Source organism: Lacrimispora sp. BS-2 (assembly GCF_040207125.1).
Classification (GTDB): Bacteria; Bacillota; Clostridia; order Lachnospirales; family Lachnospiraceae; genus Lacrimispora.
This window is the reverse complement of record NZ_CP157940.1, coordinates 1,130,722-1,152,848: the sequence shown is the minus strand read 5'-3', so window position 1 is coordinate 1,152,848 and position 22,127 is coordinate 1,130,722. Positions and strand designations below refer to the sequence as shown.

Annotated in this window: 23 protein-coding genes and 5 tRNA genes; 8 read left to right on the top strand and 20 right to left on the bottom strand. The window is 41.5% G+C overall.

What is annotated here, in order from left to right; all coding sequences use genetic code 11:
• Window positions 1–19: 19 nt before the first annotated feature.
• Window positions 20–1,663, top strand: a complete 1,644-nt coding sequence (locus ABFV83_RS05485) for a sensor domain-containing diguanylate cyclase (RefSeq protein ID WP_349947920.1) — start codon at window positions 20–22, stop codon at window positions 1,661–1,663.
• A gap of 112 nt (window positions 1,664–1,775) precedes the next feature.
• Here ABFV83_RS05485 and ABFV83_RS05480 read toward each other — a convergent pair.
• Window positions 1,776–1,859 (bottom strand) — tRNA-Leu (locus tag ABFV83_RS05480).
• Between the two features lie 302 nt (window positions 1,860–2,161).
• Between ABFV83_RS05480 and ABFV83_RS05475 the strand changes: the two genes are divergently transcribed.
• The gene (locus ABFV83_RS05475; protein WP_349947919.1) at window positions 2,162–2,980 is read left to right on the top strand and encodes a MerR family transcriptional regulator; all 819 of its coding nucleotides are present in this window, start codon (window positions 2,162–2,164) and stop codon (window positions 2,978–2,980) included.
• 127 nt (window positions 2,981–3,107) lie between these two features.
• Here ABFV83_RS05475 and ABFV83_RS05470 read toward each other — a convergent pair whose 3' ends face one another.
• From ABFV83_RS05470 to ABFV83_RS05455, 4 genes are all read right to left on the bottom strand, one after another.
• On the bottom strand, window positions 3,108–4,490 hold the full coding sequence (locus ABFV83_RS05470) for a peptidoglycan binding domain-containing protein (RefSeq protein WP_349947918.1): 1,383 nt from the start codon (window positions 4,488–4,490) through the stop codon (window positions 3,108–3,110).
• 179 nt (window positions 4,491–4,669) lie between these two features.
• A complete protein-coding gene (locus ABFV83_RS05465) occupies window positions 4,670–4,993 on the bottom strand; it encodes a hypothetical protein (RefSeq protein ID WP_349947917.1) in 324 nt (107 codons plus the stop codon).
• Window positions 4,961–5,044, bottom strand: a tRNA-Leu gene (locus ABFV83_RS05460). Before ABFV83_RS05460 ends, ABFV83_RS05465 begins: the two co-directional genes overlap by 33 nt.
• 52 nt (window positions 5,045–5,096) lie before the next feature.
• A tRNA-Leu gene (locus ABFV83_RS05455) sits at window positions 5,097–5,180 on the bottom strand.
• Window positions 5,181–5,338: 158 nt separating this feature from the next.
• On the opposite strand from ABFV83_RS05455, the gene ABFV83_RS05450 reads away from it, so the two are divergent.
• Window positions 5,339–5,422: transfer RNA gene (locus ABFV83_RS05450), tRNA-Leu, on the top strand.
• Window positions 5,423–5,487: 65 nt separating this feature from the next.
• A tRNA-Asn gene (locus tag ABFV83_RS05445) sits at window positions 5,488–5,560 on the top strand.
• Between the two features lie 101 nt (window positions 5,561–5,661).
• Here the strand turns inward: ABFV83_RS05445 and ABFV83_RS05440 are convergent.
• From ABFV83_RS05440 to ABFV83_RS05420, 5 genes are all read right to left on the bottom strand, one after another.
• Window positions 5,662–6,999: a nucleobase:cation symporter-2 family protein gene (locus ABFV83_RS05440; RefSeq protein WP_349947916.1), complete on the bottom strand. Its 1,338-nt coding sequence runs from the start codon at window positions 6,997–6,999 to the stop codon at window positions 5,662–5,664.
• Between the two features lie 521 nt (window positions 7,000–7,520).
• A complete protein-coding gene (locus tag ABFV83_RS05435) occupies window positions 7,521–7,691 on the bottom strand; it encodes a hypothetical protein (RefSeq protein ID WP_349947915.1) in 171 nt (56 codons plus the stop codon).
• Window positions 7,692–9,140: 1,449 nt separating this feature from the next.
• On the bottom strand, window positions 9,141–10,091 hold the full coding sequence (locus tag ABFV83_RS05430; RefSeq protein WP_349947914.1) for a hypothetical protein: 951 nt from the start codon (window positions 10,089–10,091) through the stop codon (window positions 9,141–9,143).
• A gap of 91 nt (window positions 10,092–10,182) precedes the next feature.
• Complete coding sequence (locus ABFV83_RS05425) at window positions 10,183–10,479, bottom strand: hypothetical protein (RefSeq protein WP_349947913.1); 297 nt, start codon at window positions 10,477–10,479, stop codon at window positions 10,183–10,185.
• A gap of 424 nt (window positions 10,480–10,903) precedes the next feature.
• The gene (locus ABFV83_RS05420) at window positions 10,904–11,047 is read right to left on the bottom strand and encodes a hypothetical protein (protein WP_349948968.1); all 144 of its coding nucleotides are present in this window, start codon (window positions 11,045–11,047) and stop codon (window positions 10,904–10,906) included.
• Between ABFV83_RS05420 and ABFV83_RS05415 the strand changes: the two genes are divergently transcribed.
• Window positions 10,994–11,368, top strand: a complete 375-nt coding sequence (locus ABFV83_RS05415; RefSeq protein WP_349948867.1) for a tyrosine-type recombinase/integrase — start codon at window positions 10,994–10,996, stop codon at window positions 11,366–11,368. The genes ABFV83_RS05420 and ABFV83_RS05415 overlap by 54 nt on opposite strands.
• A 134-nt stretch (window positions 11,369–11,502) precedes the next feature.
• On the opposite strand, the gene rplT is transcribed toward ABFV83_RS05415, so the two are convergent.
• From rplT to infC, 3 genes are read right to left on the bottom strand one after another with little or no spacing between them, the layout of a single operon-like run.
• A complete protein-coding gene (rplT, locus tag ABFV83_RS05410; RefSeq protein ID WP_024295099.1) occupies window positions 11,503–11,859 on the bottom strand; it encodes a 50S ribosomal protein L20 in 357 nt (118 codons plus the stop codon).
• A gap of 29 nt (window positions 11,860–11,888) precedes the next feature.
• Window positions 11,889–12,086, bottom strand: coding sequence for a 50S ribosomal protein L35 (rpmI, locus tag ABFV83_RS05405; protein ID WP_013272956.1), 198 nt, complete (start codon window positions 12,084–12,086; stop codon window positions 11,889–11,891).
• 24 nt (window positions 12,087–12,110) lie between these two features.
• Window positions 12,111–12,608, bottom strand: a complete 498-nt coding sequence (gene infC / locus ABFV83_RS05400) for a translation initiation factor IF-3 (protein WP_349947912.1) — start codon at window positions 12,606–12,608, stop codon at window positions 12,111–12,113.
• 366 nt (window positions 12,609–12,974) lie between these two features.
• Between infC and ABFV83_RS05395 the strand changes: the two genes are divergently transcribed.
• The gene (locus ABFV83_RS05395) at window positions 12,975–13,388 is read left to right on the top strand and encodes an EamA family transporter (protein WP_349947911.1); all 414 of its coding nucleotides are present in this window, start codon (window positions 12,975–12,977) and stop codon (window positions 13,386–13,388) included.
• A 61-nt stretch (window positions 13,389–13,449) separates the two neighbouring features.
• Here the strand turns inward: ABFV83_RS05395 and ABFV83_RS05390 are convergent, their stop codons facing one another.
• The 7 genes from ABFV83_RS05390 to ABFV83_RS05360 all read right to left on the bottom strand — a co-directional run bounded on the left by ABFV83_RS05390 (window position 13,450) and on the right by ABFV83_RS05360 (window position 20,239).
• A complete protein-coding gene (locus ABFV83_RS05390) occupies window positions 13,450–13,764 on the bottom strand; it encodes a DUF1540 domain-containing protein (protein WP_349947910.1) in 315 nt (104 codons plus the stop codon).
• 148 nt (window positions 13,765–13,912) lie between these two features.
• Complete coding sequence (gene thrS, locus ABFV83_RS05385) at window positions 13,913–15,874, bottom strand: threonine--tRNA ligase (protein ID WP_349947909.1); 1,962 nt, start codon at window positions 15,872–15,874, stop codon at window positions 13,913–13,915.
• A gap of 377 nt (window positions 15,875–16,251) precedes the next feature.
• Window positions 16,252–17,163, bottom strand: a complete 912-nt coding sequence (locus tag ABFV83_RS05380; protein WP_349947908.1) for an AEC family transporter — start codon at window positions 17,161–17,163, stop codon at window positions 16,252–16,254.
• A gap of 85 nt (window positions 17,164–17,248) precedes the next feature.
• Entirely contained in the window at window positions 17,249–18,319 is a 1,071-nt protein-coding gene (locus tag ABFV83_RS05375) for a branched-chain amino acid aminotransferase (RefSeq protein WP_349947907.1), read from the bottom strand.
• 102 nt (window positions 18,320–18,421) lie between these two features.
• Window positions 18,422–19,333, bottom strand: a complete 912-nt coding sequence (locus ABFV83_RS05370) for an acetamidase/formamidase family protein (protein WP_349947906.1) — start codon at window positions 19,331–19,333, stop codon at window positions 18,422–18,424.
• Between the two features lie 100 nt (window positions 19,334–19,433).
• Complete coding sequence (locus tag ABFV83_RS05365) at window positions 19,434–20,057, bottom strand: HAD family hydrolase (protein ID WP_349947905.1); 624 nt, start codon at window positions 20,055–20,057, stop codon at window positions 19,434–19,436.
• A 26-nt stretch (window positions 20,058–20,083) separates the two neighbouring features.
• Window positions 20,084–20,239: a hypothetical protein gene (locus ABFV83_RS05360; RefSeq protein ID WP_349948967.1), complete on the bottom strand. Its 156-nt coding sequence runs from the start codon at window positions 20,237–20,239 to the stop codon at window positions 20,084–20,086.
• Window positions 20,240–20,474: 235 nt separating this feature from the next.
• Between ABFV83_RS05360 and ABFV83_RS05355 the strand changes: the two genes are divergently transcribed.
• A complete protein-coding gene (locus ABFV83_RS05355) occupies window positions 20,475–21,404 on the top strand; it encodes an NTP transferase domain-containing protein (RefSeq protein WP_349947904.1) in 930 nt (309 codons plus the stop codon).
• 94 nt (window positions 21,405–21,498) lie between these two features.
• Window positions 21,499–22,122 carry a nucleotidyltransferase family protein gene (locus ABFV83_RS05350; RefSeq protein WP_349947903.1) on the top strand — a complete coding sequence of 208 codons (624 nt, stop codon included), beginning with the start codon at window positions 21,499–21,501 and terminating at the stop codon, window positions 22,120–22,122.
• Window positions 22,123–22,127: the final 5 nt, after the last annotated feature.

The window sequence follows — 22,127 nt, the reverse complement described above, 5'->3', positions numbered from 1 at the left end:
CTTATGGGAGAAAGTGAAAATGAACGGAGAACCTTTTTTAGATCGCATTCCTTGCGGCATACTGAAGCTTAGAACCGACGAAAACTTTACCATTCTTTACTCCAATCAGGCTGTTAAAACATTGTTTCAATCGCCTGTTTCTCTTAAGGACATGGTATGTGAATCAGAATATGCAGAGCTTCTGACGGAAATACGCAGCCAGCTGACAGGCCAGGCAGCCAGCTTTGAGTTGGAATTCAAAGCAAAAATACAAAAAAGCTGCATCTGGTGTTCCTTACAACTGAATTATATCCCTGAGGAGGAAATATTGTACTGTGCGATCTCCGATATCACATGTATGAAAAAGTTCCAGGAACACTTACGGATCCGTGAAGAACAATACCGGCTGGCAAGTCAGCATTCCGGATCCCTTGTAAGCATATATGACATTCCTTCCAGAACCCTTTCCCCCTCGCCTGAATTTTCCAGAACTTTCCCCTTCCCCTACACCCTGCCGCTCTCTCCTGAATTCCTTATTGAAAATGGAATTGTACACAGAGAAAGTGTAATAGACTTTCTGGATTTTTATAATAATATGGAAAAGGGGATACCCGAGGGAAAATGCATTACACGGCTTAAAACAGGTACAGGTGATTATCACTGGTTTTCCACTCATTACTCACTGGTGTGCACTGAGGAGCAAAAGCCTCTCAGGGGAATCATATCCTACCAGGATATTACAGATCAGTATGAAAAAGAGCTGGCTTATCAAAAGTGGATGGAATACATGCGCGAGCAGAAAAGGGACTGCATCGGCTATTATGAATATAATTTAAAATTCGACTTATTTGAAGAAATCATTGGGGAAATGACACAGACCATGCCGGAATATGTCTCCAATTCCTTTTCCAGCATTATGACCTACATTGCAGAGAATCAAATTTTTGAGGAAGACCGGGAGATGTTTCTCAAATTCTTTAATAAAAATCAATTGCTCTACCACTTCTATCGGGGAAACCGGTCTTTACGGCTGGAGCACCGTCGTTTACGGCCCGACGGTAGCGTGTACTGGGGGCTGGGAATGGTGCAGATTGTTTCCGATCCCTATACCGATACGATTAAGGCATTTATCCTGATTAAGGATATTGACGCCTCCAAACGGGAAGCCCTGACGCTTCAGGAGCTTTCCAAACAGGATTCTCTGACCGGATTGCTAAACAGGGCAACTGCCATACATGCAATACGCAACACATTAAAAAACAGCCAGGGGCATCACATCCTTATTATGCTGGATATTGACCGCTTCAAGCAGCTTAATGATAATTACGGCCATCAGTTTGGGGATAAGGCCCTCCACCGGGCCGCCTCAAGGCTTAAATCGGCTTTAAGGCGTGATGACATCTTTGGACGGCTGGGAGGCGACGAATTTATCATATTATTAAAAGATGTGGCTTACAGCATGGATTTGTACGCACGGCTGGAAAATTTATGCAGCCTAATAGGCAGCGCTCTGGAACCGGAAGCGCATATTTCAGGCAGTCTGGGAACAGCGGCTTATCCGGAAGATGGGACCGTATTTGAGGAATTATATGAAAAGGCCGACATTGCTCTTTATCATGCAAAGAAACACGGCCGCAGCCAATATGCGGTTTACGAACCTGGCATGAGCATGACAAATTTATAAAAATACAGGGTGCTGCAAAAAATCATTGATTTTGCAGCACCCTGTATTTATGTTTTAACAATAAAACAAAAAATATCCTGCGGTGTTTTCCACAGGACATTTAAGCATCACATGCAGAAGAAGGGACTTGAACCCTCAAGGTATTGCTACCACACGGACCTGAACCGTGCGCGTCTGCCAATTCCGCCACTTCTGCTTTTCAATTGTGCAAATTGGTAAATCAATTCGCTCAATTATAGTACTATACTTTTTGCAAATAATCAAGTACTTTTTTTCTTTTTTATACTTTTCTTCTTTAAAGCAGTAATTGGTACAAATAATGCCTCTATCGATTCAACAATATAATATTGTAAAGTATAATATTGGCAATGCTTTTCCTCAAAATGTATCCATCCCTGGTGCCAAAAATAAAAATCCAAATCCCTATTGACTCTCACATTGTGATATACTCTATACTATAGTTGAGCTCAAAAAACACATATATGTGAGGTAATAAAAATGCTGAAAATAGGTGATTTTTCAAAACTGTCAAGGATCAGTATACGGATGCTGCGGCATTACGATGATATCGGCCTGCTAGTGCCGAAAACCACAGATAGCTTTACCGGCTACCGTTACTATGGGGAGGATCAGCTGCCGGTTGCAGGCAGAATCAGCTCCCTGAAGGATATGGGATTTGGCCTCGCCACAATTGGAGAAATCCTGAAGAATTACGATAATCCCCAGGCACTGGCTGATTTTCTGGCCGTAAAGCAGGCTGAGGTTTTTGCGGAAGCCGAAGAAACAGGCCGGCGTTTGCTGCTCCTTGACACAGCCATCAAACGGCTGAGAAAGGATGATACTGCTATGAATTATAATGTTACATTAAAGAATCTGCCAGAGCGCTATGTTGCCAGTGTACGACAGGTGATTCCCGCCTACGATCAGGAAGGAATCTTGTGGAACCTAATGATGACAGAAACAGCTCCACAGCAGCTGCAGCCCGCCGACAATTGCTGCAGCCTTGCAATCTTCCATGACGAGGGGTATAAAGACAGCGACATGGATGTGGAAATCCAATTCACAGTAAAAGGAAGCTATCAGGACACAGAACACGTTGTATTTAAAACAATGCCTGTGGTGGAAATTGCCTCGGCAACTTACAAAGGCAGCTACGATCAGCTCACCGCTGTGAATCGTGCGGTGGCAAATTGGGTAAATGATAATGGCTATGAATTTAACGGAGCTATGTTCTGCATCTATCATGTCAGCCCGGCTCAAACCCGGAACCCTGACGAACTAGTGACCGAGGTTTGCTATCCTGTTAAAAAGAAATAATGATTATAACAGCAAGAAACCGTTTGCAACCTGCAAGCGGTTTTCTGCTATACCGGTTTTCCATAATTAATTAGTTTTCTTTCTAAGGACCAGGCCCTTTGGTTTTAATTGAAGCCGCTTTGGCTTCCTACTCTTTATAGCTGATAAACGGAGTTCCTTCACCGATTTGCTCAAAAATTATTTTTGCCAAATAAAATGGGGCATTTACGCAGCCATGGCTTCCATTCCTTTTATAGATCTCACCTCCGAAGGAACGCCTCCACCTGGCGTCATGAACCCCTATATTCCCATAAAAGGGCATCCAGTATGTCACCGGGGCCTGATAACCGGGGCCTGATAAGACCGCATCTTTTTGTTTATAATTAAGCATATTGGTCCCGGTCACAGTTGAATTTCCAGTATTGGGATTTCCGGTTACCACAGGACCATGGATGATCAATTTTCCATCTTTATAAAACCATAAATGCTGTTTGGTTATATTGATTTCCACATAGGTATTGCCTATTTCATTTTCAGACCTGAACAATGCCCTTTGTGCATATACTGGTTCCCGGATAAGTATCTGACCATTTTTTATGTTTTCCAGCAGTGCTTCCGTTTCAGCCTTCTGATCAATTTTCCAGCCATAAAGCCCGCCCTGTACCTCTATAATTTTCCCTGTGGAGGTCTTAAAATTTCTTGCAATTCCGACCGTATCATATTTTTCCCCTAATTCTTTCACATATTTCTTTACCTCGGGCCGGTCTAACTTCACATCCAGATCATCATCTACGCTGAGCCATTTGTGTATCATATTTCCGTCTAATTGTTCTTTTAAGTTGTCGAAGCTATAGGTAACACTGGTAGTTACGTACTTATCCAGGAGTTTCTTGGTTTCAAACGCTTTGTCAGAAATTAAAGTGTATTGGGGATTTTCGTAACAATGTTTTTCATTCAAATCCAAGGTAGTCTCTCCCATCAAAATTCCCGACCGGATGGCTATGTATAATCGGTCTTTCCGGACAATATTCCCATATACTTCTTCTACCAGTTCATATGAGCCGCCAGAATACTTAAAATCCACATTTCGCGGCTCAATTCTGAGGTTATTAATGCAATGTAAATTATTTATTTTATCTTCCAGAGCTGTTTCATTATAAAAAAATACCCCTCCGGTATATTCTTCATGATTTCTAAATAATAAAATGATCCATTTGAGGGAATCTTGCTGGCGGAGAATTTCTGAAATATTGTTTTTGTCATTGTATTCCAGGCCAATCTCCTTCCCCCATAGTTCTTCGATTTCCCCATTTCTTTCTACCAATTGCAGCTTATAGTTTCTTATGTGATCTTGTAAACTCTGGTCTACATCTTTCAGAGACTTTAAGGAAACATTTACTCCGTTAATTACAGTGTTAGTGAAGAAATGATTCGTAAAATATAAGGAAATAAGTAAGTAAACCAGCACCATTGAAGCAATAACAATAATCGCCTTTTCTACTGCTCCTCTTTTCGACTTCCCATCCTTCATGCCGTTTTATCCCTTTCAACGAATTACACTATATTTTAGGATAATAATTAATTCATTTTATGTGCACATTCCTGATTTTAAGACTTAATCAACTTTCTATCCGTACATGAAAAAGAGCGTTCACTCAGAAAACCAGGTTTAAAGTGCCTGAAAAAATCCAAATGGGGCAAAAAACGGTGTTATGGTAATTGAAAATTGATGCGCGATTCGGCGGAAAAAATCAAGAATAGAGTCAAGAAAAGGATAAATGAAAAGACAGGAATGTAACGGGTATAAATAGCCACGATGCTTTGATTCACAGTCTGCTGCTTTTTGTCCATAAAAAATGGAGAGCATAAAGCCTCTCCTCCGAAAATAACAGCCATAAAATCATTTTTCTTTTTAACAAGCAAAAGCTCTTTAAAACCCTTGAAATACTGAAAATGTCCTGTGGTTTCCCACAGGACATTCCAATCACGTTTAGATAATAATGCGGGAGATGGGACTTGAACCCACACGATCATACAACCACAAGATCCTTAGTCTTGCCTGTCTGCCAATTCCAGCACTCCCGCATGTCATATATAAAATGAAAACTACACAGCTATGACCATCTGTATAGCTTCATGCAGAAGAAGGGACTTGAACCCTCAAGGTATTGCTACCACACGGACCTGAACCGTGCGCGTCTGCCAATTCCGCCACTTCTGCATTTCGTTGTTATCTCTCGCAACAACAATAGTTATTATAGTATACAAGCTCCTATCTGTCAACAACATTTCTCCAAATTTTTCAAATATTTTTTTTGTGTATATTTTTCAAAAAACATTGACAATTTTGCCATTAAGTGTTAAGATAAATTTCGTTGTGCGGGAGTGCTGGAATTGGCAGACAGGCAAGACTAAGGATCTTGTGTCTGTATAGACGTGTGGGTTCAAGTCCCATCTCCCGCACTTTTTTAATATCTATATTTTCCCTATTGACATATTTATCTTTTCGGGTATAATAAACCATGTATTCCTCGATAGCTCAGTCGGTAGAGCAAACGGCTGTTAACCGTTGGGTCGTAGGTTCAAGTCCTACTCGGGGAGTTTTTTATTGCCAGAAAATATTTGGCACATGTGATTATGGATAACAAAAAGCGCAGGCATTTTTGCCTGCGTTTTTTCTGTTATCCATTGGAATATACGCTCTACTCCATCACCTCAGCCGGTTTTTCAATTTCCATTTTTTCCGGAAGTATGAAATTTAACACCAATGCCAATACAAACACCACGGCCACACAGTTCTCCGCAAATACATCCTGAATGATTTCCGGGAATATGTGAAAGATTTCAGGAACCAGGGTAAATCCGATTCCTACGCTGAGCGACAAGGAGCTGATAATGGAATTTCTCTGGCTAAATCCGGCCCTGGCCAGCATCTGCACTCCGCTTATGATGATAGATCCAAACATCATAATGGTACAGCCTCCAAGCACAGCCTCAGGAAGAGATGCAAAAAAGGAACCGATCGGCGGAAATAAACCTGCCAATATCATACAGGCGGCCCCTGTCATGATTGTAAAGCGGTTAACAACCTTTGTCATTGCTATAAGTCCTACATTCTGACTGAAAGAAGTAACCGGCAGGCAACCGAACAGGGAGGAAATGCTGCTGGCAAAACCATCACAGGCAAGAGAACCGGATATCTCCTTTTCAGTTATTTCACGGTCAAGACCCGAAACTACCATAGCCGTAGTGTCTCCGATCGTCTCGGTTGCAGAAACCAGGAATATTACCACAACTGATAAAATAGCTCCTAAATGGAATTCCGGAATAAAGGGTAAAATCCTGGGCAGGGATATAATCCCTCCGGCAAATAACCCGGACAAGTCCACAATACCAATTATAGCAGAAAGTATGTACCCCACCATCAGGCCAAATAGTATGGAAAGCTGTTTCCAGAAGGATTTGGCGAAGATATTAAACAGAATGCTGCTGAGAAGTGTCACAAATCCTATCAAAAGGTTGGTTGATGATCCAAAGGATTCACTGTAACCACCGCCAAAGGACCTGGCACCAACAGTTAAAAGAGAAAAACCAATGGAAGTTACCACGCACGCTGAAACAATGGGAGAAATCAGTTTTCTCCAATATTTTGCGAAAAGCCCCAAAGTTCCTTCAACTGCACCTCCAACAAGTATGGCTCCCAATATGCCAGGATATCCGTACTTAACGCCAACCGAGCTTAAGATCGTAACAAACGTAAAGCTGACCCCCATGACGATAGGAAGCTTCGCCCCGATCTTCCATACCGGATACAGCTGAATCAAGGTGGCTATTCCAGCTACAAACATGGCATTCTGGATGAGCATAGCCGTTTCCCCAGCACTTAGTCCGGCCGCTGCCGTAACAATGACAATCGGGGTTAAATTGGCTACAAACATAGCCAGTACATGCTGCAGGCCAAATGGTATGGCCTTTTCCAAGGGCACGCGCCCATCCAGCCTGTAAATATTGTTCATGCTGATTTCTGAGTTGCTTTTCATATTTCTTCTCCTTTTCATGGTATTTCAGTTTTTTTGCAAAAAACAGCCCCGAAATATCAGGGCAGCATAATCACGCCATCTTTGCTGCCCGGACATCTCAGAAGCCCAACAGGGGCACCGGACCATGATCCAAGGCAGATATAAGGCAGATATTTAATTTATTCATTCTCTACAAAAAAACCGATATATCACTATAAATTATAATCATTTTTTACACATTTGTCAATAAAACTACTGGCTATCTGAAATTATTTTAGGTATCCTAAAATTTTTTAATAATTTCAAAAAATGCATAGTTTTAATCCATTTTCATTAAATTCAAGGGACACTTTCCAACACAATAGCCCCGGAGGCAAACGTCCCGGGGCTGGTTTATTGTTAAAAACTTTTATTATTTTATCACATTTTCCTATAGGCAGTCACATTATTAAGCGACATACCGGTCCGTTAAGATGGTATACAAACGCCTGTTGCGGCACACATTCCAAAGCAGAAACCCTCAGCCTCCTGTAGCATTTCACTTATCCTGCATTATTTTCAACAGCAATCATCATCGTTGCCCCAGCGGGAAGCGCTGTTACAGCCATCACGAAAACCTGCGCAGTAAGCTTCTCTTCTTTCCTTTTCACATCTATCTTTCTCTTCTTCGCAATCAAATCTATTATCACAGCCGCAATTATTGTTACAACCACGCCTGCAGTTATTATTACAGCCGCCCCAAAAACAACCCATATTTACACCTCTTTTATTATTTTATATTTTATTATATGGGACCAGTAGAAAAGTTGTGAATGCTGCTAAAAGCGTTATTGACCGCCGGTTTATAGACTCTATTAAGCCATTTTAAATTTATATTTGTATGTATTTCTTCTTACCTATTTAGCAATAGGAAAGAATAGATTCATTTAACTTCTTTTTTATCGCATTACAGTACATTATATGGGACAGGTAGACAAGGTGTGTAAACGCAGTACCATCCATCTCTTTACTTTTGCTTCCCCCGGATCTTGCAGCAACCAGCCGGGCTTAAAATAGCACTTATGACCGATGGTAATCTGCTAGCTGGCCTTTTGATCTGTGGATAATAAAAGGCCGTAAACCTGTAATAATTTGCAGATTAGTGTCGTATTTTCAGACATTAACAATCAATCCACAATTATTTCCACATTATTGTGGATAAGTGTCGTTTTGGTTGTCAAAAAAAGAGGTGATTGAACACCCCTCTTAAATATTTTAGAAAAAAGACAGCCCAGGACATCGGTACTAATTTTTTCGTTTATGGCAGCATGTCATGAACTCATATTGCATGCAATGCAGGATTTTAGTTTATGAGAACAGGGATTCAGAGCCTCTGGCGCCATTTTCCGATTATTTTATCCATTAACCAACACCCCCTCTCAGACAATGACTTTGTCCCAAAGGAATTTTTCAGATATTTTCATTTTTTATTGGTATATTTTCAATTTGGAACATATAATTATACTGGCAGGTACAAACTGCTGGCAATCGTGTATAGGGTGGTAGGCCTCGATTCTACATAGAGTGGAGGTGTTGCTCATGAAGAGTTATGACTTTAAGGACTTAATGTCTTTTGGTATGTTCCTTCTGGCACTGCTGACATTCGTCTTTATGACATGTCGCTAACTGCAAAAAGCCTTCCCTGTACTTTGGCCGGTCGGGAAGGTTTTTGCCTTTCTAATTAGCCAACCACCCTGTGGCGATTGCCCTTCTTTATTATATTATACCTACTGATTAAAATATTACAAGTACAGGCAATTATTTAAAATTTTTTTCAGAAATTATTAATTAACTCTTAATTAAAAATCAGATTAGACAATCAGAGCGTGCCAGATTACGTTAAAAATAAGGATGATTATTGATGTTTTTCTATAAATTAGCAGGTATCTCCGAGCATGAATATGTGCTACACCTCCCATTGGATATACTTGGATTATAATTGTAAAATCTCTTACACAATAAAAAGAACCCCGGATCATATCACCAGGGCTCTTTTGGTAAATAACATATGAATGTGAGTACACTATAGTATATCCGCTGACTCCATGATTGTTCCATAGCTTACTGATCAGACCGCTAATCCTGGCCAACGTAATGTACTTGTGAGTAATATCAAAATATTTTTAAGGTTCCAAAGCATTGGCAATCACCCATTGGCTAGATGCAACATCTATAGAACGAAAATCTTCATAATGATAGGGTTTTTTTATTGCAATTGCAACAATTTTGTGCAAACCCGCTTCATCAAAAGAAATATTAATAGGTATAAGTCCTGTGCTTTTAGCATCCAATTTAATATAAATTACATTTTCCTTTGAAATAGGCACCGGCTTCCAATCTGCTAATAAAATAACCGCATACTCTTCTTCAGTCTCCTGCCTATTACCAACCGATATTATAGCTTCTTTTGATTTGTTTAATTCCTGATCATACGATGTTAATTCAAACATACTATTATTACTCTTCTCTTGTAACAGTACAGGTCTCTCAGCTCCATTGACTAAAGATACATCTGTATATTCGTATTCTTTTATTATCTTGTCATCACCAAAAATAGCATTACACCTTAAATAAAGTACGTCTTCGAATTTTATGTTATCGCTTGACTTTGGTAAGTTTTTATTCGGATTAAGAATAATAAGAAAAATTATATCATTTATTCCTGCATTAAGATTATTAATTTTTATCGGTATCTGTATATCAGAATTTTGAGCAATTAGAGCTGTAAAGGAATTATAAGTTTCATCTTCAACCTCATAATTTACCTGTTTAAAATTAACAAATGTCAAAAGAGTATATTCCATATCCGTATCTATAAAATTAGCTATATTTATAAATTTTTCCAGTGAATTCTCTTTTAAATAGTAGGTAAATCCCGTTTCAACTTCACCTTCTTGATTTAAAATAGAATAGCTTACGTTATCTCCGGTTTTAGCAACATCTAAATATTTTATGTTATCTTTGTTCTCTATGCTAGTATCAAATTTTGTGTATTTTGATTTGGGAGTATTGGAATTTAATCCGCATGAAACTAAAAATGAACAAATAATTATTAAGACAATAAGTTTTTTCATCTTTATCCTTTTCTAGGAGAATGAGCATGTTATGTATGACTGGCATGAGCATGTTATGTATGACTGGCATGCTCATTCTCCTAAACTCTAATTAATGAATATTCTTTGTAACATACTTTGTTGAATCGGCATAACCCGCATTTTTGAAAGTATGGGTACTCTTAGCGGTTTTCAATTGTGATGCAGCGCTACCATCATTCAAGTACAAAGAAAGATTACTCGTGTTAGTATCACTTGTGTCATCATAGGATCCCCCACTCGTTCTTTTGATATCAATTTTGAGATACATATAGTCAATAGGATATGATTCACTTGGGCTTCCAGTTACAAAGCTACTTGATTCAGCATTTGCATCTACCCCTTGAATTAATCCAGCATCTACATCCAATGACCAGCCATAAGATAAAGGTGCCTTCCTAAATAACGGATTTATTGGCTTTGCCTCTTCTGTTTCATGGACACTAATAACTCGAACTTTAGGTCCCACTATAGAAGATTAAGTGATCATTTTAATGAACCACCCAGCCTGTATCAAGGCCTTCAGTAGCGGAGATTGCTCTGGTAACTATAGTATTCTCCCTGGCCTTGATGAATTGCAAATGTGCGATATCATTAAATACTAACACCCATTTTATAATGCCATATGCATCGCCCAGGTAACTATCAGGCGGGGCATAGCCAACGAGTTGTATATCTCCACCCTTATACCCTTGTGCAATTCAATCGTTGACAATACCGGATATCCATCCCGTAGTCGGATACATACGTGCATGATCTCCATATTGTGATTTGCTAAATTGCTATTTAGTGCATTAGCGGCTGCTGTCAAATTGGCGCCTGCCGTCAGCTCCGTCCCCATACCAATGCGATCCCGTCTCAATGTTTTTCTTAAAGATAAGTACATTATCGGTGGCACGAAAACTGAAGCCGGTATTAACCGGACCATACCCATTCATGATTCGGTTCTCCCTTTCTTCAAACGATATTATAATCAGGGGAACAACTTTCTTATTACAAACCTAAAGGGAAAAGGCTTATCCTATACCAACTTCATAACAAATTACTGGAAGCCAGCAGCTAAGCGTATGAATCTTAATCATATTCCTCATGATACCCGGCATACGTTTATTACTCTTGCAGATAGATTTCGTATGAACGAGCTGTGTATCAAGCTCATTGCAGGCCATTCTATCTCTGATATAACCAAAGGTACATACACCCACAAAACAACGGAAGAACTACTTGCAGAAATTAATAAAATTCCTGCCAAGTTCTAAATGTGTTTGTATATTGCGCGTATATTATATGTATATTGCTCGTATATTACGAATCAAAACTTACTTGTTTTACGGCACTTCCGGGCAACAAAAAAACCCCGTAAACACGAGGTCTCCGAGGTTTGAATATGCGATTAAGCCACTTTGGATTTAGCCAGTTCTGCTAATTTAGCGAAGCCTTCTGCATCATTTACTGCCATGTCAGCCAGAACTTTTCTGTTTAAATCAACTCCAGCTAACTTTAAGCCGTGCATAAATACACTGTAAGATACGCCGTTGATACGTGCTGCAGCATTGATACGGGCAATCCATAACTGTCTGAACTGTCTCTTTCTCTCTTTTCTGCCTGCATAGGAGCTTGTTAATGCTCTCATAACTGACTGCTTTGCTACTCTATACTGTTTGGAACGAGCGCCTCTGTAGCCTTTAGCCATCTTTAACACTCTGTTATGTTTTTTCTTAGCGTTCATACCGCCTTTAATTCTTGCCATCGGTTTTTCCTCCTTCTTAACTTAAGATCCTATAAATATGGTAAAATCTTCTTCATTACTTTTGCATTGGTTGCATCGGTAACGATATCTTTTCTAAGGTTTCTTTTTCTCTTAGTAGATTTCTTAGTTAAGATGTGAGATTTGTAAGCTTTATTTCTTACAAGCTTTCCTGTTCCTGTAACTTTGAAACGCTTTGCAGCTGATTTGCTTGTTTTTAATTTAGGCATTGTATTTTCCTCCTTGATAATGTTCTACTGGCGTTTTGCATTCAAAAATATAATCATGCTTCTTCCTTCCACCTTAGCTGGCTTGTCAATGACTGCGATATCTGCTAACTTCTCAGCGAAGTCATCCAGAATATACCTTGACTTTGACATATGCGCCATCTCACGACCTCTGAAACGTAAGGTTACCTTAACTTTATCTCCCTTTTCGAGGAACTTCCTTGCGGCGCTCATCTTCGTGTTTAAATCGTTTGTGTCAATGTTAGGAGATAAACGAACTTCTTTTACATCGATTACCTTCTGTTTCTTTTTAGCTTCTTTTTCTTTTCTCGCCAGTTCATAACGATATTTACCATAATCAATAATCTTACAAACCGGGGGTTTTGCAGTCGGAGCAATTTTAACCAGATCCAGTTCTGCTTCCTTTGCCATCTGCAAAGCATCTCTGGTAGACATGATCCCCAATTTTTCTCCGTTTTCACCAATCAACAGAACTTCTTTATCTCTGATCTGTTCATTAATCATTAAATCGCTAATTGTCGTGCACCTCCATCATATAGTGTGTGTTGGCTGGAATCCACATTGCTTGCCCATAGGCATAAAAAAAGTAGATAGACAAACGCTATCCACCACCAAAGTCTCTACACAGTACACCTATGTACCAAAGGCTATGAACCAGGGACACTTACTCGTGCCGTGGTGAGGCGGATACCTACTTTCCTGTTTGCTGTTTTCACAACATATATTATAATACTATATATTAATCTTTCTGTCAACATATTTTTTCAGAATGCTGTTATTCTCCCCTTTTAAGGTTTATCTTGCAACTTTCCGGCCACCAAGCTACAATAATAGTAAGTAATAAAATAAATGAATCAGGAGGCGCTTTTTATGTGGTTTGTTTTCGCTCTTCTTTCCTCCGTCTTTGCCGCATTCACTTCCATTCTAGCTAAAATGGGAATCGAAGGAGTCAATTCTAATCTGGCTACAGCCATTCGGACAGTTGTCGTGGTACTCATGGCCTGGCTCATCGTTTTTCTCACAGGAGCACAATCCGGTTTTTCAGAAATCAGCAAAAAAAGCTGGCTTTTTCTCATCCTGTCCGGTCTCGCTACCGGCTTCTCCTGGATTTGTTATTACAAAGCCCTTCAAATGGGAGAAGCTTCCAAGGTAGTCCCCGTAGATAAGCTAAGTATTGTCTTAACTGTGATCCTGGCATTTCTTATTCTCCATGAACAATTCACTATGAAAAAGCTCATTGGTATCCTTTTGATTACGGCCGGAACCTTTGTGATGATCCTGTAAACCATAATCATTCAAAAACAAAATGCGTCAGGAACTCCTGGCGCATTTTGTTTTTGAATGATTATCTTGCTTTAAAGGTTGAGCATTCAGTATGCTCTGCTGCACTCGCACCATCCCCTGCGATTCCGATATGCTCTGCAGAACAGTGGCGGCCTTCATTATAAACGCAGTTGACAGCTTCGCAGTCCACTTCCAGACGGCTTTCCGGAGTCTTGAATAAGTTATGGAAGGAACCATCCTTATTCTCGTCAAAGCTTCCGCAGCAGGTATCATAGTTGTCCTTTGCCTGGGATCCTTCTACTACTATGGCGGACTTGCAGCAATAATTATCGGAATTGTGAAGACAGCTTGTAACATTACAATCCAATTTTGTCATGGTTTATTTCCTCCTGGCATTCTTACCTAAGATAATGTTTCAGGAGTAGTATGCACGTAGCGGAAGGAAAATATTCTCACGAATATTCCCTCCGCCCCATGCCATGCTTTGAGAATTGTACCTGCTTTTTCTTAAACCGTGACTAATTTTATTTTGCTTCTTCTGTTACATTTACCTTTTTGATTTCCTTTGTACGGATCTCACGGCAGATATCATCAATGAAATCGGAAAGAGGACGCTGGCCTTCATCACCGTTAAAACGGCTGCGGACAGACATGACTCCCTCTTCTTCCTCTTTCTGCCCTACCACCAGCATATATGGAAGCTTTGACAGACGCGCCTCACGGATCTTGTATCCGATTTTTTCTGCACGCTCATCAACTGTTGCAAGAATGCCATTTTCCTTTAACTGAGCCGCAACTTTTCCGGCATAATCATGGTATTTTTCAGAGATAGGAAGTACACGCACCTGTTCCGGACATAACCATGTTGGGAATGCTCCTTCGTATTTTTCAATCAGCCATGCAAGGGTTCTTTCATAACAGCCCATGGAAGTTCTGTGGATGATATAAGGACGCTTCTTTGTTCCATCCTTATCCACGAAGCTCATATCAAAGCGGTCTGCCAGGAACATATCAAGCTGAATGGTGATCATTGTATCTTCCTTGCCATATACGTTCTTTGCCTGAATATCCAGCTTAGGACCGTAAAACGCCGCTTCTCCGGAGGCTTCCGTATATTCGATTCCGATGTGGTCAAGAATCTTGCGCATCATGCTTTCCACTTCATCCCACATCTCCGGTGTACCAAGATAGTGATCCGCTTTATTTGGATCCCATTTGGACATCTGGTAGGTCACATCGCCTTCCAGGCCAAGTGTTGTGAGGCAGTATTTTGCCAGATCCACACAGCCCTTAAATTCCTCTTCAATCTGATCAGGACGCACGATCAGGTGGCCTTCGGAAATGGTAAACTGGCGGACACGGGTTAATCCGTGCATTTCGCCGGAATCCTCGTTACGGAACAGAGTAGAAGTTTCGCCGTATCTGCATGGCAGGTCACGATAGGATTTCTGGCTCTGTTTATAAACATAGTACTGGAACGGGCAGGTCATTGGGCGGAGGGCAAATACCTCATCATCTGTTTCCTCATCTCCAAGAACAAACATTCCTTCCTTATAGTGATCCCAGTGGTCGGAAATGATATATAAGTCTTTTTTGGCCATAAGAGGGGTTTTGGTTCTCATATAGCCCCGCTTCTCTTCCTCATCCTCGATCCATCTCTGTAAAGTCTGGACGATCTTTGCACCCTTTGGCATTAATAGAGGAAGTCCCTGGCCGATTACATCAACCGTTGCGAAAATCTCCATGTCACGGCCCAGTTTGTTATGATCCCGGTTCTTAATGTTTGCCAGATATTCCAGGTATTCATTTAACTCTTCCTTCTTAGCAAAAGCAGTGCCGTATACACGAGTCAGCATAGCGTTTTTCTCGCTGCCTCTCCAGTATGCTCCGGAGGAAGAAGTTAGCTTAAATGCCTTGATGGATTTGGTGCTCATAAGGTGAGGTCCTGCACAAAGGTCCGTAAACTCTCCCTGACGATAGAAGGAAATTTCCGAATCCTCAGGAAGGTCCTGAATCAGTTCTACCTTATAAGGTTCGCCCTTTTCCTCCATAAATTTAATTGCTTCTTCTCTTGGAAGGGTGAAGCGTTCGACTTTTGCCCCTTCCTTTATGATTTTCTTCATCTCGCCTTCGATTTTATCCAGATCTTCTCTAGAAAAGGAAGGGGTTTCAAAATCATAATAAAAACCATTTTCAATGGAAGGCCCAATCGCAAGCTTTGCCTGGGGGTATAGCCTTTTTACTGCCTGTGCCAGGATATGGCTAGCCGTATGGCGGTAAGCAGAAAGACCTGCCGGATCACTGACTGTGAGAATACTTAAACTGCAGTCTCCATCAATAACGGTCCTCAAATCCACAACCTTTCCATCCACCTCGCCTGCGCAGGCATTTCTAGCCAGGCCTTCGCTTATATCGGAAGCGATGTCAATCACTGACATTGCTTGTTCATATTCCTTGACTGATCCATCTTTTAATGTAATCTTCATTTGCCATAATCTCCTTTACATATTATTGTGAAATGTTTTTTTGCCAAACCCGCACCAATAAAAAAAGTCCCTTTCCATATGCTTCCATACAGAAAGGGACGATTCTACTAAAAGAAATCGCGGTTCCACCCTACTTGAGTGAACAAATTAAACGTTCAAACCACTTCTTATGATGATAACGGAATCACCGTTCCCCATTACGGGACGCTCCAAGCTGGTCTTCTCATATCATTCCCGTAAGACGCTTTCACCAAACACGCCTCTCTCTGGCCTTTCCTGATATGATACTTGTCTTGTCAATGCTTTTTCTATATTGCTTTATAGCTTTAGATTATAACACTCTTAAACCGTTTGTCAAGCGTCATAAAAATATTTTTTTACAAAAGAATGATCAAAGCTGCCGTAATCGCAGCTATGCTGATCACTATTGACAGGGAATTGATTGCGCTTGCCGTCTCGATATCACCGTTTAAAGAACCGGTAAAAGCAGGCGCCACCGAGGATACAGGGCCAAGGGACACGATCGCCAGTGCCCGGCGCACATCTAAATCAAAGGGAGTCAGGAAATAAAATCCGACTGCCATTAAAACCGCAATGATATACCGCACCCCTAATATTCTTAGAATATGGCTCATCTTTTCCTTTTCCATACGGATCTCAAAACCAATGCCAAGCATGAAAAGGGCTAAAAACGCATTGGCTCCTCCTGCCGTATCCGCAATGGTGATCAAAACAGAAGGCAGCTTTATATTTAATATGCTTAAAAGAGTCATAATGACATAGGCATCAAAAGGAGCCGAGGAAAATAGCCTAAGCACTGTCTTTTTTATAGAAGGCTTTTCTTCCTCTCCGATCACCATGCTGGCCAGGGTATAAGTCATCCCTGTACACATCAGGGCATTTCCGGCATCAAACAGGCTTGTTGCCGCAAATCCAACCGGACTTAAAAAGCTTTGTACAAAGGGCATGGTAAAATTCCCCACATTATATCCGGACATGTTGATCATTGCAAAAGCCTTTGCTTCCTTTGATCTTCGGGCATTCATCACATATCCGGCGGCGACCGTCACACAATTGCATAAAAATCCAATTATGCATACAAAAAGAATGGAATAATCCATGGTAATCCTGCTGAAATTAGAAACAATGGCTGCCGGAAGAGTGATCTTGATCACAATCCTGGAAACCAGGTAAAAATCCTTTGCCTGAAAAAAACCTGCCCGTTTGAGCAGGTATCCCAATATAATAATTGATACAAATGCAACTGCCTTTATCAGTACCGCTGTCATATCCGGCTCCCTTTTTTCTTCTGTCGTTCCTCAAAGCTTTTGGCGGCGCTTTTTAAAGCCCCGCCGGTAAATTCTTATAAATATTTTATTTTACTTCCACAGTCCAGCCTTCCGGTCCTTCTATCCTTCCTAACTGGATACCGGTAATGGCATCATAAAGCTTCTGGGTCAGTTCTCCGATCCTTCCGCCTCCCACAGACATTCTCTCTTCTTCAAACCGCAGTTCACCAACCGGGGATATAACGGCCGCCGTTCCTGTGCCAAAGCATTCTTCCATTGCTCCGGATCTTGCCGCCGCGACCACTTCATCAACCGAAACCTTCCGTTCTTCAACAGCCACTCCCCATTTTTTACACATGGCAATAACAGAATCCCTGGTAACACCTGGAAGGATGCTTCCGTTTAACTCCGGTGTAATGACTACGCCGCCCATCTTAAAGAAGATGTTCATAGCCCCTACCTCTTCGATATATTTCCGGTGAACGCCGTCAAGCCATAACACCTGGGAATAGCCCTCGTCATGGGCCTTTACCTGGGAAGCCAGGGAAGCAACATAATTTCCACCGGTCTTTGCCTCACCGATGCCGCCCTTTACTGCTCTCACATATTCATCCTCAATCCATATCTTGACCGGATCAAGGCCGCTGGCATAATAAGCCCCCACAGGAGATAAAATGATCATGAATTTGTAGGTATTGGAAGGTCTGACCCCAAGAAAGGGATCCGTGGCAATCACAAAAGGCCTGATATAAAGGGAGGTTCCCGGTTTTGTGGGGATCCAGTCCTGATCCACGCTTACAACTGTTTTTAATCCCTCTAAAAACAAATCTTCCGGGATCTCCGGGATACAAAGCCTGCGGTTACTTCTGTTGGCACGTTCAATATTCTTATCCGGACGGAACAATAAAACCCGGCCTTCCTCTGTCTTATATGCCTTTAAGCCCTCAAACATCTCCTGTCCGTAATGGAATACCATGGAAGAAGGGTCCAGTTCCAGCTTATGATATGGTACGACCCTGGGATCATACCAGCCTTTTCCCTCTTCATAGTCCACCTCAAACATGTGATCCGTAAATATGGTTCCAAATGTCAACGGATTATCTTTGCCTGGTTTTTCTTTCGGGCAAGTTGTTTTTTCGATTCTGATTGTCTGCATGTGATACTCTTCCTTTCCCTTACCGGCATATCTGTCAGTTTTTATAATTTATCTATCATTATCTTCCAAAAAGGGGTAACTGTCAAGAAATTTCAGCCTTCTTTACTCTACCGAAATGGAAACAAAACCATAACTTTGGGTTATATGGCGTGGAAGTTCCATTCTCACTGTCTTCATAGGGTTTACTGTCTGGCAGATTGCAAGGTCCCCGGTCATGGTAAGCAGCATGCCTGCCTCTTCATAATCCATGCCCACCTTCTCCTTCATGAATTCATACATCTGTCTGGCAGCCGCCCGCCAGGCCTCCTCCACCTGTTCCCTGGATGCAATGGTAATAAGCTTATCCTCTGTTTCGATCATTGGATAGGGAACACAGTTTTTATTCCTAACAACGCTCACCCGTACAACAGCCCGTCCTTCTATTTCCAGACCGCAATCCTCCACTTCGCCGTCTCCCATAACAGCGTGAAAATCTCCCATGGACAAAAGAGCTCCCTCCACAAATACAGGAAGATACAGGGCCGCGCCCTTTTTAATCTGGGTACAATCCATATTTCCGCCGTGATCCATGGGGGTAATGGTGGAAATGCCCTCGCCTGCCGGTGCCACCCCGATGACGCCGATCATGGGCTTTACCGGAATTTTGACCTTTTCATTAAAGTAGGCATATCCTCCCCTTACAGGCACCCGCTTTAATACTTTCCTGGGGAATTCCTCTTTTTCGCTTCCGCTTCCAGGCCCAAGCATGACAATTCCCACAGGGCCCATTTCAATATCCAGAATATCGATTTTCAGCATATCTCCCGGCATCGCCCCCTCAATATAGAGGGGCCCTGTTGCCGGATTCCCCGGCTTCCTTATCACATTTTCAAAGGTCGCCTCTTCCGGAAGAAACTGATTCGTGAAACAGTCATAGGTCTCAAACGTCACGATCTCTCCTGCCCTGACCTTGCCGCAGGGGGGATTTCCTTTTGAAAGTACAGTTGTAATATAATCTCTGGTTATGGTTTTCATACTCTTCTCCTTTTATTTTGGCTCTGTTTTAGAATCGTGTTAATACTATGACAATTCATATGGGAACTTCCCTTAATTCACATTTTCAGAAGAATACAAATCAAACGTTTATCAGTTCAAATATTTGTCTGGGATTTTCAAAAATATAATTTGCATTAATACCTGTTGAAGATTTAGCACCCCATAATGCTAATGCAAAATCGATACCGGCGCCAACTGCACAATCCATATCGTATTTCGTATCTCCAATATATATTGTCTTGGATTGATCTGCTCCTGACAATTCAATAAATTTTAAAATTGGCTCTGGATCAGGTTTATGTTTTTCTGTATCATCTGCACAAACAACGAATTTGAAGTAATCGTTTAAACCAAAAGGTACAAAATCATTTACAAACTCCTGTTTCGTTTTTGAGGTAACTATACCTAGTGAAATTCCCATTTCATCTAATTTAACTAAAGTATCCTTGATATCATCAAAAACTTTCACATAATGAAAATATTCTTTAAAATATCTATCCCATTTCTCCATTGACTCTAAACGATTGGTTATTCCAAGTTTGCGTAATGCTGCTTCTCCTGGAATACCTAAAGCAAATCTTAAATCTTCGAAACTGAATTTTTCATTTAGTTCTTCCAGCAATAATTTTTGAAGTGACGAAAGAACTGCAATTTCAGTATCTAAAATTGTACCATCAATATCAAATATAATATAATTATACATTTTGTTCCTCCTCTATTAAGACAAGCTTATTCCCCTGCCAGATAATAGTTTACACGTGCGTGCCCAACAAATTGGCAAAGGCAATGACTACGGAAATGATAGGAAGGCACAAACAAAGTCCGGTCAGTGCAAGGGCTGCCCACTACGTTTCCTTTTGAGAAATCATTTTTAGTATCTGCCATTTTGTACTGCCTCCTTACCTGTTTTATCATAACATCATCTTTCTTATTTTGCATCCAGTTTTATCCCATGAATTCCTGAAACAGCAATAAATACCATTTTAATAGCGTTTTTTATCCTCCAATAAGGCTTATGTTCTATAACAATTCTGTCAAGATCCTTGTTACAAGAACTTGCCCGGCTTCTGGCTGCATGCTATGATTGAAACAGATATTTACTTAAGGAGGAGGACCCCATATGAAAATCAGCCGGATTGGGGGAGTCATTGCAGCCGCCAGCAAAAAAGATGCGGAACCATTGCTGCAGATCGGGACAATCCCCATAATAAAACGCATTGTTATATCCTTTCAGCAGGCAGGCATTTTTCCCATTGTAGTCGTAACCGGAGCAGAGGAGGATGAAGTAAAATACCAGTTGTCCAGCTATGGTGTGATCTTTATCCCCAATGAGAACTGTGAGCAGCCGGAGCTTATTGACTCCGTAAAAATAGGCCTGAAATATTTACTGGGAAAATGTGACCGGTTGGTTTTTACACCGGTGAATGTTCCCATGTTCACACCTGTCACGTTAAACAGCCTGCTGGCCGCCCGGGGGGATATTGTAACACCTTTCTGCAATGGCAAAGGCGGACACCCCATTGTTCTGTCTGAGGCAGTTGTTCCTGAAATCATTGCCTACTCGGGAAGCGGAGGCTTAAAGGCGGCCATTTCTTCCATGGCTGACCGCCGCATCTTTCTTCCGGTCAATGACCCCGGAATCTTTATCAGCGTGCGGGACTGCCGGCAGTTAGAGGCCCACCTGGCGGAGCACAACCGGGCACTCCTCCATCCAACGGTTCAACTAAACCTCCAAAGAGAATCCGTTTTCTTTAACACAAGAATCAAACTTCTGCTGTACCTGATCCTTGACACTCATTCCGTCCGCAGCGCCTGTGACCGAATGGCCTTATCCTACGGCAAAGCCTGGGATATGTTAAACAAACTGGAAGCAGAAACCGGATATCCCATTGCAGAGCGAAAACACGGAGGCAAACGGGGCGGAAACACCACCCTGACCCCCCAGGGCCTCCAGTTCTTAAGGACCTGGCAGAAGCTGGAAGACAACATATTTCAGTTTACGCAAAAGGAATTTTCTGTCCTGTTCCGTGACAGCGGATTATTCCGGTAAAGCAAGTGCTTCCCAGGAAGCATTTGAAACATTCATCCCCCCCTTTTATAATGACATTATAAAACATCATGTTGTTATAAAGGGGGGATTTTTTATGCTTGGAGCCAGTTCTGCCTGCGGACTCATACTGGCCGCAGGATTATCCAGCCGCATGGGTGATTTTAAACCGCTGATGCCCTTTAAGGGAAAGACCCTGATTGAAAGCACCATTGACAGCATGCTGGCAGCCGGAGTGAAACAGATCGTAATCGTTCTTGGTTACCGGGGAAATGATATTGAGTCAGTTCTTCGCCTTCATTATGGGAAAGAAATCATTTATGCCCGCAATCCTCACTATGAAACTACCGATATGCTGGCCTCCATAAAATATGGTCTTCGCTCCATGCCCCGTTGCAAAGCTTTTTTTCTGCTTCCAGGTGACATGCCGGTTGTTAAAAAAAACACATTCCTTAAACTCTTAAAAGCCCGGCCGGGCGACCGGCCTTCTGTCCTCTTTCCCACTCTGGGGGGCTACCGGAAACACCCTCCCCTGATCGATTACAGATTCCGTGATATCATATTGGAATTTGAAGGAGATGGCGGTCTGAGGCAGATATGGAAACAGCAGGAGGAATCCATCATCCACGTATCCGTGGATGATGACGGCGTATGGATGGATCTGGATACCATGGAAGATTATGAAGTCTGCATCAGCCGGTTTTGTCCGGCCAAAATTTAAAAGGA

Bases quoted from the DNA above. Each gene is read 5' to 3' on its own strand.
- ABFV83_RS05350 (WP_349947903.1), top strand. From the start codon at position 21,499: ATGCTTGGAGCCAGTTCTGCCTGCGGACTCATACTGGCCGCAGGATTA.
- ABFV83_RS05420 (WP_349948968.1), bottom strand. From the start codon at position 11,047: ATGAATGGGTATGGTCCGGTTAATACCGGCTTCAGTTTTCGTGCCACC.
- infC (WP_349947912.1), bottom strand. From the start codon at position 12,608: ATGATTAATGAACAGATCAGAGATAAAGAAGTTCTGTTGATTGGTGAA.
- ABFV83_RS05430 (WP_349947914.1), bottom strand. From the start codon at position 10,091: ATGAAAAAACTTATTGTCTTAATAATTATTTGTTCATTTTTAGTTTCA.
- ABFV83_RS05440 (WP_349947916.1), bottom strand. From the start codon at position 6,999: ATGAAAAGCAACTCAGAAATCAGCATGAACAATATTTACAGGCTGGAT.
- ABFV83_RS05365 (WP_349947905.1), bottom strand. From the start codon at position 20,057: ATGTATAATTATATTATATTTGATATTGATGGTACAATTTTAGATACT.
- ABFV83_RS05390 (WP_349947910.1), bottom strand. From the start codon at position 13,764: ATGACAAAATTGGATTGTAATGTTACAAGCTGTCTTCACAATTCCGAT.
- ABFV83_RS05355 (WP_349947904.1), top strand. From the start codon at position 20,475: ATGAAAATCAGCCGGATTGGGGGAGTCATTGCAGCCGCCAGCAAAAAA.
- rplT (WP_024295099.1), bottom strand. From the start codon at position 11,859: ATGGCAAGAATTAAAGGCGGTATGAACGCTAAGAAAAAACATAACAGA.
- ABFV83_RS05475 (WP_349947919.1), top strand. From the start codon at position 2,162: ATGCTGAAAATAGGTGATTTTTCAAAACTGTCAAGGATCAGTATACGG.
- ABFV83_RS05370 (WP_349947906.1), bottom strand. From the start codon at position 19,333: ATGAAAACCATAACCAGAGATTATATTACAACTGTACTTTCAAAAGGA.
- rpmI (WP_013272956.1), bottom strand. From the start codon at position 12,086: ATGCCTAAATTAAAAACAAGCAAATCAGCTGCAAAGCGTTTCAAAGTT.
- ABFV83_RS05470 (WP_349947918.1), bottom strand. From the start codon at position 4,490: ATGAAGGATGGGAAGTCGAAAAGAGGAGCAGTAGAAAAGGCGATTATT.
- ABFV83_RS05465 (WP_349947917.1), bottom strand. From the start codon at position 4,993: ATGATCGTGTGGGTTCAAGTCCCATCTCCCGCATTATTATCTAAACGT.
- ABFV83_RS05375 (WP_349947907.1), bottom strand. From the start codon at position 18,319: ATGCAGACAATCAGAATCGAAAAAACAACTTGCCCGAAAGAAAAACCA.
- thrS (WP_349947909.1), bottom strand. From the start codon at position 15,874: ATGAAGATTACATTAAAAGATGGATCAGTCAAGGAATATGAACAAGCA.
- ABFV83_RS05395 (WP_349947911.1), top strand. From the start codon at position 12,975: ATGTGGTTTGTTTTCGCTCTTCTTTCCTCCGTCTTTGCCGCATTCACT.
- ABFV83_RS05485 (WP_349947920.1), top strand. From the start codon at position 20: ATGAACGGAGAACCTTTTTTAGATCGCATTCCTTGCGGCATACTGAAG.
- ABFV83_RS05360 (WP_349948967.1), bottom strand. From the start codon at position 20,239: ATGGCAGATACTAAAAATGATTTCTCAAAAGGAAACGTAGTGGGCAGC.
- ABFV83_RS05380 (WP_349947908.1), bottom strand. From the start codon at position 17,163: ATGACAGCGGTACTGATAAAGGCAGTTGCATTTGTATCAATTATTATA.